Source organism: Actinomyces sp. HMT897 (genome assembly GCF_016626125.1).
In the GTDB taxonomy this organism is placed as follows: domain Bacteria; phylum Actinomycetota; class Actinomycetes; order Actinomycetales; family Actinomycetaceae; genus Actinomyces.
In genome coordinates this window covers 281,960-294,288 of record NZ_CP067336.1, presented here as the reverse complement: position 1 = coordinate 294,288, position 12,329 = coordinate 281,960, and the positions used below count along the sequence as shown (strand labels likewise).

The following is a 12,329-nucleotide window of genomic DNA, read 5'->3' as shown; positions in this document are numbered from 1 at the left end:
CGCCACCGGCGCGGGTACCGGGGCCGGACACGCCCGGCGGGGTGGACCTGATTTGCCTCACGGGCCACAGGGCGAGGACGATGGAGGCCCCCGTCCATCCCATCGGTGAGGAGGTGCGTGTGAAGGCGTTTCTACGTGCTGTCGAGGCCGCACGCCTCGCCGTGGCCGCCCGGGAGGAGCGCCTGCCGCTGGACCGGGTCCGTGAGATGGTGCGCACCGCCCCGGGGGCCCTGGACGCCGTGGCCGTCCTGTGCACGCAGGCGCGGGCGGTCTCCGTGATCGCCGAGGTCAGGCGCGCCACCGCCACCTTCTCCGACCTCTCCGGGGCCGGGGACCCCGGTGTCCTGGCGCGCTTCTACGAGGCCGGGGGGGCGGCCTGCGTCTCGGTGGTCACCGAGCCCCTGCGCGGCCACGGCTCCCTGGCGGACCTGGACGCCGTGCGCCGGGCGGTGGACGTCCCCGTCCTGGTCCACGACCTCATTGTCACCCCCTACCAGGTCCACGAGGCCCGGGCCCACGGCGCGGACCTGCTCATGCTCGACGCGCGCCTGGCCCCCCTGATCCTGGAGAGCCTGGTGGAGCGCACCCACTCCCTGGGCATGCTCGCCGTCGTCGAGGCCCACACGCGCGCCGAGGCCCTCACCGCCCTGCGGCTGGGGGCCCGGGCCGTCAGCGTGGACTCCCGCGACCCCAGGAACCGCAGGGTCGACCCGGGCCGCTTCGCCCAGGTCGCCGAGGTCGTCCCCGCCGCCACCATGCGTATCGCCCAGGGCGGCGTGCGCGGGGCCCACGACGTCATGGAGTACGCCCGCGCCGGCGCCGACGTGGTCCTGGTGGGGGAGGCGCTCATACGCTCCGCCGACCCCCAGCAGTTCGTCGCCGAGCTCGTGGCCGCCGGCAGCCACCCGGCCCTCCTGCCCGCCGCCCACCGAGAGGTTTCCTGAGTGCCTACCGTCGCCACCCTGATCACCGGCCTGGCCGCGACCCGTGCGGTCCCGCCCTGCTCCATCCCCAGCCCCTCACGCTCCGTGTGGCACCTGGGGCCCTTCCCGCTACGGGCCTACGCGCTGTGCATCCTCACCGGGGTCTTCGTGGCCGTGTGGTGGTCGGACCGCCGTTACCGGGCCCGGGGCGGGGGCAGGGACGTGGTGCTGGACGCCGCCCTGCTGGGGGTGCCGGCCGGGATCGTCTGCGCGCGCCTCTACCACGTCCTGACCTCGCCGGACGCCTACTTCGGACCGCACGGGGACCTGTCCCTCATCCCCCAGGTCTGGAACGGGGGCCTGGGCATCTGGGGCGGTGTCGCGGGGGGCGTGGCCGCCGTGGCCTGGCTGCTGCGCCGCCGCGGCCTGCGCCTGGCCCCCTTCGTGGACGCCGTCGCCCCCGCCCTCCTGGTGGCCCAGGCCATCGGCCGGGTGGGCAACTGGTTCAACCAGGAGCTCTTCGGCGGCCCCACCACCCTGCCCTGGGGGCTGGAGATCGACGCCGCCCACACCCCCGTGGGGTACGCCCCCGGCACGCTCTTCCACCCGACCTTCCTCTACGAGGCCCTGTGGAACCTGGCTGGCGCGGCCTTCCTGGTGTGGCTGGGACGCCGCCTGCTGGCACGTGACGGCGCCACCGGCGGCCGCCTGGCGTGGGCCTACCTCATGGTCTACACCTCGGGCCGGGGGTGGATCGAGTACCTGCGGGTCGACGAGGCCCAGCACGTCCTGGGGCTGCGCCTGAACGTGTGGACGTCCCTGCTCGTCTTCGTCCTGGGCCTGGTGGGCTACACCCTGTGCCAGCCCGTCGACGACGCCGTGGCCCGCCCCGACCGCGGCGCCCGGGGCGGACCCGGTGGGGAGGACCCGACCGCGACGCCGGGCCGAGAGGACCAGGGGGACCAGGACCAGGGGGAGCGGGGGGACCAGGAGGAGGAGCCGGAGGGAGAGCCAGACGCACCCGGCCCCGTCGAGGAGCCGGACGCCCCCGGCCCCAGGTCGGCGCGGGCTCCTGGCCGAGGGCCCCGGGAGGAGGGGGACGGCGCCGCGGCCGGCTGACCCGCCCCTGCCCGTCAGGCCCGTCCGGGATGTTACTGTCGCACGCCCGGGGCCCGTCGCCTACCATAGGCCCATGCACAGAGCAAAGATCGTATGCACCCTTGGACCGGCCACAGACTCCCCTGAGCAGGTGCAGGCTCTCGTGGACGCTGGCATGAACGTCGCCCGGATCAACCGCTCCCACGGGCGGGCGGAGGACCAGGAGGAGGTCATCGACCGGATCCGCTCGGCCGCCCAGGCCTCCGGCCGCGCCATCGCCGTCCTGGTCGACCTCCAGGGTCCCAAGATCCGCCTGGGGACCTTTGTCAACGACCAGAAGGTCATGCTGCACAAGGGCGACGAGTTCACCATCACCACCGACGACGTGCTGGGCACCGTCAAGCGCGTCTCCACCACCTTCAAGGGGCTGCCCGGGGACTGCCGTCCCGGTGACCGCCTCCTCATTGACGACGGCAACGTGGCGGTGCGCGTCGTGGCCGTCACCGACACCGACGTGGTCACCAAGGTCGAGGTCCCCGGCTACGTCTCCAACCACAAGGGCCTCAACCTGCCCGGGGTGGCGGTCTCCGTGCCGGCCCTCAGCGAGAAGGACCGCGGGGACCTGCGCTGGGCCATTAAGATCGGCGCCGACATCATCGCCCTGTCCTTCGTGCGCAGCGCCGACGACATCAAGGACGTCCACGACATCATGGACGAGTACGGGGTGCGTATCCCCGTGATCGCCAAGATCGAGAAGCCCCAGGCGGTGGACAACCTCTACGACATCGTCTCCGCCTTCGACGGCATTATGGTGGCCCGCGGCGACCTGGGCGTGGAGATGCCCCTGGAGTCCGTGCCCCTGGTCCAGAAGCGCGCCATCGAGCTGGCCCGCCGTCAGGCCAAGCCGGTCATCGTGGCCACCCAGGTCCTGGAGTCCATGATCCAGAACCCGCGCCCCACCCGTGCCGAGGCCTCCGACTGCGCCAACGCCATCCTCGACGGCGCCGACGCCGTCATGCTCTCCGGGGAGACCTCGGTGGGCGCCTACCCGATCGAGGCCGTGCGCACCATGGCCCGCATTATCGAGAACGTCGAGGAGCACGGCGGGGAGCGCATCGCGCCGCTGGGCTCCTACCCCCAGACCCGCGCCGGGGTGCTCACCCGTGCCGCCGCCGAGATGGGCGAGCAGCTCGACGTGGACTACCTGGTGACCTTCACGCAGTCCGGCGACACGGCCCGCCGCCTGTCGCGCCTGCGCTCGGCCATCCCGCTGCTGGCCTTCACCCCCCTGACCTCGACCCGCAACCAGCTGGCCGTCTCCTGGGGCGTGTCCACCTACGAGGTGCCCGAGGTCACCAACACCGACGAGATGGTGGACCAGGTCGATGAGGTCCTCCAGACCAAGAACCTGGCCAACCTCGGGGACACGGTGGTGATCGTGGCCGGCATGCCCCCGGGCACCCCCGGGTCGACCAACTCCATCCGCATCCACACCGTGGGGGAGCGCAGCGACTACCGCTACGACTGAGCCCGACGGCGCCATCCGGCCCACGGTGTCCCCGCCACCACCCGTGGCGGGGACACCGTCGTGTCCGCCCCGTGGGCGCCGCGCCCTGGCACCTCGCGCCCAGGCCGTGTCCGCCCCGTGGGCGGCGCCTGGCTGGCCGGGACGCCGACCAGCCCGACCGGGGCCTGTGGGCCACGTGGGCGGCGCGGGCGCGGTGCCTCCGGTGGGACTCGAACCCACACTGCTCCGATTTTGAGTCGGATGCCTCTACCGATTGGGCTACGGAGGCTCTCAGCCACGTGATTCGCGTGACCTACACCGTCAACCGCCGCTCTGACCTGCGGGAACGGTATGTCATACGTACGTCATACCAGTTCCTGACCCGCTCAGAGAGCGTGACGCCTACCAGCATACTAGTATCGCCGCGTGAGCACCGATTCCACCACCCGATCCCGCAGGGTCCTCGTCGCCGAGGACGAGACCCTCATCCGTCTTGACATCGTGGAGACCCTCACTGATGCCGGGTACGAGGTCGTCGCCGAGGCCGCCGACGGCGAGGAGGCCATCCGTCTCGCCGAGGAGCACCGGCCCGACATCTGCGTCATGGACGTCAAGATGCCCGTCACCGACGGCATCACGGCCGCCGAGCGCATTCTCGACAAGCACGACTGCGCGGTGGTCATGCTGACCGCCTTCAGCCAGACCGAGCTCGTCCAGCGTGCCAGCGAGGCCGGTGCCATGGCCTACGTGGTCAAGCCCTTCACCCCCGCCGACCTCATCCCGGCCCTGGAGATCGCCGTGAGCCGCCACGAGGAGATCTCCTCCCTGGAGTCCGAGGTCGCCGACCTCCAGGAGCGCTTCGAGACCCGCAAGCGCGTGGACCGCGCCAAGGGCCTGCTCATGGAGAAGATGGGGCTGAGCGAGCCCGACGCCTTCCGCTGGCTGCAGAAGACCTCCATGAACCGCCGCCTGACCATGCGCGAGGTCGCCGACGCCGTCATCGAGCAGGTCGGCTCCTCCAAGTCCTCCAAGTCCTCTTAAGGGACCCTGCCTCAGGGGTGCGGTACGTACAGGCTGCGCAGGGTCCCGCGTGCCACCAGGTGCTCGGACACGTCGGTGACCCTGACCTCGTACACCGTCGTGCGGCGTCCCACGTGCAGCGGCTGCGTCACGGCCCTCACCGTGCCCTGGCTCACCGGGCGCAGGTGCGAGACCTGGAGCTCGGCCCCCACCGGCACCAGGCCCTCGGGTGCCGCCTCCCGCGCCGCCACCGAGGCCGCCGTCTCAATGAGGGCGGCGCTCGCGCCCCCGTGGAGGATCCCCACCACCTGCAGGGCCCTGTCCACCGGCATGGTGACCACGGTATGGTGGGCGTCACGCCGGACGACCCTCATGCCCAGGGTCTCCATGAGCGTGGCGCGCTCGCGGTCCTCCCACCGCTCGGCCCCGGGCCCGGAGGGGACGGGGCGGCAGGGGCCACCAGCGGAACCGGGGGGAAGGGCCTGACTCATACCCGTAGGCTGGCACGGTGAGTACCTCAACCGCCAGCACCGACCCCGCGCGGCTCCTCCTCGTCGACGGCCACTCCATGGCCTTCCGCGCCTTCTACGCCCTGCCGGTCGAGAACTTCACCACCTCCACCGGCCAGGCCACCAACGCCGTCCACGGCTTCACCTCCATGTTCCTGTCCCTGATCGACAGCGAGCGCCCCACGCACGTGGCCGTGGCCTTCGACCTGCCCGGAGGCACCTTCCGCACCCAGGACTACCCCCTCTACAAGGCCAACCGCGACGCGCCCCCCCAGCCCTTCGTCGGCCAGGTCGCCCTCATCCAGGACCTCCTGTCCGCCATGGGCGTGCGCTCCCTGACCAAGGAGAACGTCGAGGCCGACGACATCCTGGCCACCCTGGCCGCCCGCGCCCAGGAGGCGGGCATGGAGGTCCTCGTCTGCTCGGGGGACCGTGACTCCCTCCAGACCGTCACCGAGCGGTGCACCGTGCTCTACCCCGTCAGGGGCGTGTCCACCCTGCGCCGCATGACCCCCGCCGAGGTCGAGAGGCGCTACGGGGTGCCTCCGCAGCGCTACCCCCACCTGGCGGCCCTGGTGGGCGAGACCAGCGACAACCTCCCCGGGGTGCCCGGGGTGGGCCCCAAGACCGCCGCCAAGTGGCTCAGCCTCTACGACGGCCTCGACGGCGTCATCGCCCACGCCGACCAGATCCGGGGCAAGGCCGGCCAGTCCCTGCGCGACCACCTGGGGGACGTCGTGCGCAACCGCCGCCTCAACCGCCTCCTGACCGACGTCGACCTGGGCCTGGACGTGCGCCGGGACCTCAGGCTCGCGGGCGCCGACCGGGCCGCCCTGACCGGTGTCATGGAGTCCCTGGAGCTGCGTACCCTGGCCCAGCGGGCCGGACGGATCCTGACCTTCGCCGACTCCGCCGACCACGCGGGCCCCGCCCCGGGGGACCGCCTGGCGGGGCGCCTGGCCTCCCTGGCCCCGGCCGTCCTGGGGGCCGACCTCGAGCCCGGGGCGGTGGGGCCCTGGCTCGCCGGGCACCTGGGGGGAGCGGACGGGCAGGCCGGGGTGCTGGGGGTCGTGGTCACCGGCAGCCTGCGCCCGGGCCAGGCCGACCCCGAGCTCCTGGCCCTGTCGGACGGCACGGCCGCCGTCGTCATCGACCTGACCCTGGTCTCCCCCCAGGACGAGGTGGCGCTGGCGGCGCTGCTCACCGACGTCTCGCGCCCCAAGGTCGTCGCCGACGCCAAGGGCGCCTGGCACGCCCTGCGCGCACGGGGCCTGGGGCTGGACGGCGTCGTGGGGGATCCCTCCCTGGGGGCCTACCTGTGCCGTCCCGAGCAGCGCGCCTACGACATCGACTCCCTGGCGCAGCGCTGGCTCGGGGTCGACCTGGAGGCCCAGGAGCCCGCCCAGGCCCAGGGGGCCTTCGACCTGGAGTCCCTGGGCCAGGACGCCACGCCGACCGCCGCCCTGGCCGCGGCGCGCCGCGCGGCCCTCCTGCCCGCGCTGGAGGAGGCGCTCAGGGAGCAGATGGGCCGGCGCGGCGTCCTGGACCTCTACCAGGGCCTGGAGATGCCCGTGGCCAGCTGCCTGGCCCAGATGGAGGCCGACGGCATCGCCGTGGACGAGACCGTGCTGGCCGAGCGCGAGACCGAGCTCGACGCCCGCGTCACCCACGCCGCCCAGGGGGCCTACGACGCCGCGGGCCACGAGCTCAACCTCTCCAGCCCCAGGCAGCTCCAGGCCGTCCTGTTCGACGAGCTGAGGATGCCCAGGACCCGGCGCACCAAGACCGGCTACACCACCGACGCCGCCGCCCTGGCCGACCTGTACGCCAGGACCTCCCACCCCTTCCTGGGCCACCTCCTGGAGCACCGCGACGCCATTAAGCTGCGCCAGACGGTCGAGGGCCTGCGCAAGGCCGTCCAGCCCGACGGGCGCGTCCACACCACCTTCCAGCAGACCGTGACCGCCACCGGGCGCCTGTCCTCCACCGACCCCAACCTGCAGAACATCCCCGCCCGCACCCCGGAGGGCATGCGCATCCGTGAGGCCTTCACCGTGGGCCGGGGCTACGAGTGCCTGGTGACCGCCGACTACTCCCAGATCGAGATGCGCATTATGGCCCACCTGTCGGGGGACGAGGCGCTCATTGAGGCCTTCCGCAGCGGGGAGGACCTGCACCGCTACGTGGCGGCCCTGGTCCACGACGTCCCCGTGTCCCAGGTCACGCCTGAGCAGCGCAGCCACGTCAAGGCCATGAGCTACGGCCTGGCCTACGGGCTGTCCACCTACGGGCTGGCCAAGCAGCTGGGCATTGACAACGCCGAGGCCGCGGCCCTGAAGGACGCCTACTTCGCCCGGTTCGGGCGGGTCCACGACTACCTGGAGGGCGTGGTGGAGCAGGCCCGGCGCGACGGCTACACCCAGACCATGTTCGGGCGCCGCCGCTACCTGCCGGACCTGGCCAGCGACAGCCGCCAGCGCCGGGAGATGGCCGAGCGGGCCGCCCTCAACGCCCCCATCCAGGGCAGCGCCGCCGACATCGTCAAGAAGGCGATGGTCGACGTGGCCGAGGAGCTGGGGGAGCAGGGCTGCTCCAGCCGCATACTGCTGCAGATCCACGACGAGCTCCTGGTGGAGGTGGCCCCCGGGGAGACCGGGACGGTGGAGGAGGTCCTCAGGAGCCGCATGGGGGCCGCCGCCGAGCTCTCGGTACCCCTGGACGTCTCCCTGGGGCGTGGCCGGACCTGGCGCGACGCAGCACACTGACAGGTGTGCAAGGTACGAGGTCACCCCCGTATGTGATGCATCACATATATGAGGACGGTATGGCGTCTTGATTCCTATGCGGTGAGAAGGCACGAATCCCTGGTAGAGTCCGGGGCCATGCGCTCCAGGGCTGGTGACGCGTCTTCTGCCGGAGGTGACGTCGTCGGCCCGACCGTGCCGCGGGCCAGTCCGGGCTGGGTCGCGGCGTCGGGGGACGCATGGTATCTGCTGACCCGACCAACCTGTCCGTTTCGGAGCAACCACTCAATGACCATCACCAACAGCCTCGCCCCGGTCGCCGTCAACGACATCGGCTCGACCGAGGAGATCCTCGCCGCCGTCGACGAGACCATCAAGTACTTCGATGACGGCGACATCGTCGAGGGCACTGTCGTCAAGGTCGACCGCGACGAGGTCCTCCTTGACATCGGCTACAAGACCGAGGGCGTCATCCTCGCTCGCGAGCTGTCCATCAAGCACGACGTCGACCCTGACGAGATCGTCTCGGTCGGCGACGAGATCGAGGCCCTGGTCCTCCAGAAGGAGGACAAGGAGGGCCGTCTGCTCCTGAGCAAGAAGCGTGCCCAGTACGAGCGTGCCTGGGGCACCATCGAACGGGTCAAGGAGGAGGACGGCGTCGTGACCGGCACCGTCATCGAGGTCGTCAAGGGTGGTCTCATCCTCGACATCGGCCTGCGCGGCTTCCTGCCCGCCTCCCTGGTCGAGATGCGCCGTGTCCGTGACCTCCAGCCCTACGTGGGCCGTGAGCTCGAGGCCAAGATCATCGAGCTGGACAAGAACCGCAACAACGTGGTCCTGTCCCGCCGTGCCTGGCTCGAGCAGACCCAGTCCGAGGTCCGCACCAACTTCCTCCAGACCCTCCAGAAGGGCCAGGTCCGTACCGGTGTGGTCTCCTCCATCGTCAACTTCGGTGCCTTCGTGGACCTCGGTGGTGTGGACGGCCTCGTCCACGTCTCCGAGCTGTCCTGGAAGCACATCGACCACCCCTCCGAGGTCGTCGAGGTCGGTCAGGAGGTCACCGTCGAGGTCCTCGAGGTCGACTTCGACCGCGAGCGCGTCTCCCTGTCGCTCAAGAAGACCCAGGAGGACCCCTGGCAGGCCTTCGCCCGCACCCACGCCATCGGCCAGGTCGTGCCCGGCAAGGTCACCAAGCTCGTCCCCTTCGGCGCCTTCGTGCGCGTGGAGGACGGCATCGAGGGCCTGGTCCACATCTCCGAGCTGGCCCAGCGTCACATCGAGGTGCCCGAGCAGGTCGCCAAGGTCGGTGACGAGGTCTTCGTCAAGGTCATTGACATCGACCTGGACCGCCGTCGTATCTCCCTGAGCCTCAAGCAGGCCAACGAGGGCGTGGACCCCAGCTCCGACGACTTCGACCCCAGCCTCTACGGCATGGCCGCGGAGTACGACGAGAACGGCAACTACAAGTACCCCGAGGGCTTCGACCCCGAGACCAACGAGTGGCTGGAGGGCTACGACGCCCAGCGCGAGGCCTGGGAGGCTGAGTACGCGGCCGCCCACGCCCGCTGGGAGGCCCACAAGGCCCAGGTCGCCAGGGCCATGGAGGAGGACACCGACTCCGGCGCCCCGGCGTCGGGCTCCACCTCCTACTCCTCGGCCCCCTCGGAGGCCACCGGTACGCTGGCCTCCGACGAGGCGCTGGCCGCCCTGCGCGAGAAGCTGACCGGCAACTGAGCCAGCTGGCCGGACCACGCTCACTGCCCGGCCCCCTTCCTGGGGGCCGGGCATATCCGTGTGCGTCAGGGCGCGCACGCCTATGATGCTGTCGTGGGCACCCGGGTAAAGCGGCTACGCAGATGGGCGGCGGTGACCGCCGGGGTCTGCCTGTGCCTGGCCTGCCTGCCGTGGCTCCTGGGCCTGCCCGTGGTGCTGGCCCCGGGCCCCTTCAGCCTGTGCCTGGTGATCTCCTCGGTGCTGCTGCTGGGCGTGGTCTGGTCCTGGCCCCCTGCTGACGGCCAGGGGCAGGGGGAGGGCGCCGACGTCCTGGCCCTGCCCGTCAAGCTGGTCAACGGCGTGGTCGTGGTGGCCTCCCTCGTCCTGGTGGGTATGGGCTACGTGGGCGGTCTCGGCCTGCTGGAGAACGAGGAGTACGTCGACAAGGAGGGGGTCACCTGGTACCCCGAGACCAACCCGGTGGCCTCAGACTCCGACCTCTTGTTCCACAGGGGCGTGGGCCCCTTCCTCGCGGAGCGCCGGGCCCAGAGGAACGAGCTCATCAGCAGGTACATCGCGTGCGTCCAGAAGGCCCGGTGGGACAACGAGAACGTGTCCGCAACCTGTGGGCGCACCCCCGCGAACCTGCCCTCCACCTGGTCGCCCACGACCGCTCCACCTCCCCTCCCGACGGGCTCTGTCCCCATGGCGCCCGCGACGCGGCCGCCCGGGCCCACGGCCACACCCGGGCCGACCCTGGGCGTCAACGACCCGAGGGGCTGCCCGCGCCTGGACCAGGAGGACGCGGACCACGCCGTGGCCGCCCGGGGGGCGAGGCAGACCCGGGTCCTGGAGGGCCACGGCATGGTGTGCGCCTACCGGCTGCGCAACGGCCGGTGGGAGGCCCAGAGCCGGGTGGCCCTGCGCGGTGACCCGTACGCCTACGTGGCCCTGGACGGGGTCCTGGTGGCGGGGACGGGCTCGGCCACCGGGGGAGAGATCTACGTCTCCACCGACGACGGGACCACCTGGAGCGAGGTGACCGTCCCCGCGGCACTGGGCGACGACCCGGCCGGGCACTTCCTGCAGGACGCCCGGGGGGACTCCCACCGCATCGAGGTGCAGGTGGGCTACCCCTCCTGGGTGGGGGCGGGGGAGAGCACCTGGATCGTCTCCACCGACGGCGGACTGACCTGGTCGCCCATGTAACGGTCGCCCACGCGGCGGTCGCCCACCGCGAGAACGGTACTTATTGCTCGCGAGAACGGTACTTGTTCGTCGTGAGAACGGTAGGTGGGCCTTGCGCGCCCGCAGACGGGCCGGACCCGGGGCGCACGTGCTCCCCGGCTCCCGTACGGCGGTCACGCTGACTACTGTGCCGTGGCATGCGCTCCCCGGGCTCCCGCGGCGTGGGGCACAATGGCGGGTATGACCGCTTCTGTGAGCTCCCCGGTCCTTATCACCGGCTTCGGTCCCTTTGGCCCCCACGCCGTCAACCCCTCCCAGGAGGTGGTCCGGGCGCTGCAGGCCGCGCCGGGTGACGACGTGGCGGCCGAGGTGCTGCCCGTCAGCTTCACCGGGGCCCCGGCGAAGCTGGGTGAGCTCGTCCGCGTGCACCGCCCCCGGGCTGTGCTGAGCCTGGGACTGGCCGGGGACGCCCAGGTGCTGCGGGTGGAGTGCGTGGCGGCCAACGAGCAGGAGGGCGTGGACGAGGACGGTCGGCCCTCACAGCAGGGCGTGGTCGAGGCAGGGGGACCGGAGGGGCTGCTCGCCACGGTCGACACCGCCGCGCTGGTGGACGTCCTGACCCAGGCCGGCCTGGAGGCTAAGGAGTCCTGGGACGCAGGCACCTACGTGTGCAACACGACCTTCTACGCGGGGGTGCGCACGGGCCTGCCCGCCGGGTTCCTCCACGTCCCGCCGGACGTGGACGTCGCCGTCCTGGCGCAGGCGCTGCTGGCCTGGGCGGCAGGCTACCGGCGGTGAGCGCGCCCGGCACGGGTGCGGCCCCTGGCGGTGCGGGGCCGGGCGGGGCGGCCCCTGGCGGGGCGGCTCCTGGCGGTACGGCCCCCACCGGGGCGGGGTCGGCCGGGTCCGGCGGGTACTCGGGCCCGGCGGGTGCCCGGGCTCTGTACGTGGGGCTGACCGGCGGGATCGGCTCGGGCAAGTCCACTGCCGCCGCCGTCCTGGCCGACCTGGGGGCCACCGTCGTGGACGCCGACGTGCTGGCCCGTGAGGTGGTGGCCCCCGGCACGCCGGGCCTGGCGGCGGTCGCGGCGGCCTTCGGGGACGTCCTGCGGGCGGACGGGTCGCTGGACCGGGCCGCCCTGGGGGCCCGCGTCTTCAGGGACCCCGGGGAGCGGGCACGTCTTGAGGGCATTGTCCTGCCCCTCGTCGCCGCCCGGGCGCAGCGGCGCCTGGCCGCGGTCCCGGCCGGGCGCGTGGCCGTCTACGACATGCCGCTCCTGGTCGAGCAGCGGGCGGCGTCGCGCTTTGACTACGTCGTGGTGGTGCAGGCCCCGCGCGAGGTGCGCCTGGCCCGTCTGGAGGGCCGGGGCCTGGGCCGGGAGGAGGCCCTGGCCCGCCTGGCCAGCCAGGCCAGTGACGAGCAGCGTCGCGCGGTGGCCGACGTCGTGCTTGACAACAGCGGGACGCGCGAGGAGCTGCGTGCCGCGGTTGAGCGCCTCTGGGCGGACGTCCTGGTGCCCGCGGCTACGGAAATGGCCGCTGACCAGGGCGGACGTGCCTGACCTCATAGACGGTCCCGGGAACTAAGGTTAGTCTCACCTGTGTGTCCGCGCTGATGCGGGCACCA

10 protein-coding genes and 1 tRNA gene are annotated in these 12,329 nt (G+C 72.2%); 9 read left to right on the top strand and 2 right to left on the bottom strand.

Annotation, left to right across the window (positions count from 1 at the left end; translation table 11 throughout):
* Positions 1 to 119 precede the first annotated feature (119 nt).
* From JJJ15_RS01180 to pyk, 3 genes are all read left to right on the top strand, one after another.
* Entirely contained in the window at positions 120 to 944 is an 825-nt protein-coding gene (locus tag JJJ15_RS01180) for an indole-3-glycerol phosphate synthase TrpC (protein WP_246742103.1), read from the top strand.
* 18 nt (positions 945 to 962) lie between these two features.
* On the top strand, positions 963 to 2,042 hold the full coding sequence (gene lgt / locus JJJ15_RS01175; protein WP_200511871.1) for a prolipoprotein diacylglyceryl transferase: 1,080 nt from the start codon (positions 963 to 965) through the stop codon (positions 2,040 to 2,042).
* Between the two features lie 73 nt (positions 2,043 to 2,115).
* Positions 2,116 to 3,549 carry a pyruvate kinase gene (gene pyk, locus JJJ15_RS01170; protein WP_200511157.1) on the top strand — a complete coding sequence of 478 codons (1,434 nt, stop codon included), beginning with the start codon at positions 2,116 to 2,118 and terminating at the stop codon, positions 3,547 to 3,549.
* A 194-nt stretch (positions 3,550 to 3,743) separates the two neighbouring features.
* On the opposite strand, the gene JJJ15_RS01165 is transcribed toward pyk, so the two are convergent.
* Positions 3,744 to 3,817: transfer RNA gene (locus JJJ15_RS01165), tRNA-Leu, on the bottom strand.
* Between the two features lie 137 nt (positions 3,818 to 3,954).
* Between JJJ15_RS01165 and JJJ15_RS01160 the strand changes: the two genes are divergently transcribed.
* Positions 3,955 to 4,569 carry a response regulator gene (locus JJJ15_RS01160; protein ID WP_106109167.1) on the top strand — a complete coding sequence of 205 codons (615 nt, stop codon included), beginning with the start codon at positions 3,955 to 3,957 and terminating at the stop codon, positions 4,567 to 4,569.
* A gap of 11 nt (positions 4,570 to 4,580) precedes the next feature.
* Here JJJ15_RS01160 and JJJ15_RS01155 read toward each other — a convergent pair whose 3' ends face one another.
* Positions 4,581 to 5,039: a hotdog fold thioesterase gene (locus JJJ15_RS01155; RefSeq protein WP_200511156.1), complete on the bottom strand. Its 459-nt coding sequence runs from the start codon at positions 5,037 to 5,039 to the stop codon at positions 4,581 to 4,583.
* Positions 5,040 to 5,056: 17 nt separating this feature from the next.
* Here JJJ15_RS01155 and polA point away from each other — a divergent pair, with 17 nt between their 5' ends.
* The 5 genes from polA to coaE all read left to right on the top strand — a co-directional run bounded on the left by polA (position 5,057) and on the right by coaE (position 12,264).
* Complete coding sequence (gene polA / locus JJJ15_RS01150) at positions 5,057 to 7,822, top strand: DNA polymerase I (protein WP_200511155.1); 2,766 nt, start codon at positions 5,057 to 5,059, stop codon at positions 7,820 to 7,822.
* A 267-nt stretch (positions 7,823 to 8,089) separates the two neighbouring features.
* Positions 8,090 to 9,535, top strand: a complete 1,446-nt coding sequence (gene rpsA, locus JJJ15_RS01145; protein ID WP_106109164.1) for a 30S ribosomal protein S1 — start codon at positions 8,090 to 8,092, stop codon at positions 9,533 to 9,535.
* Between the two features lie 93 nt (positions 9,536 to 9,628).
* A complete protein-coding gene (locus tag JJJ15_RS01140) occupies positions 9,629 to 10,723 on the top strand; it encodes a hypothetical protein (RefSeq protein WP_200511154.1) in 1,095 nt (364 codons plus the stop codon).
* Positions 10,724 to 10,942: 219 nt separating this feature from the next.
* Entirely contained in the window at positions 10,943 to 11,500 is a 558-nt protein-coding gene (locus JJJ15_RS01135) for a pyrrolidone-carboxylate peptidase (RefSeq protein WP_200511153.1), read from the top strand.
* Positions 11,497 to 12,264 (top strand): dephospho-CoA kinase, encoded by a 768-nt coding sequence (gene coaE, locus JJJ15_RS01130; RefSeq protein ID WP_348641482.1) that lies wholly within the window; start codon positions 11,497 to 11,499, stop codon positions 12,262 to 12,264. The genes JJJ15_RS01135 and coaE overlap by 4 nt, the downstream gene beginning before the upstream one ends.
* The last annotated feature ends 65 nt before the right edge of the window (positions 12,265 to 12,329 follow it).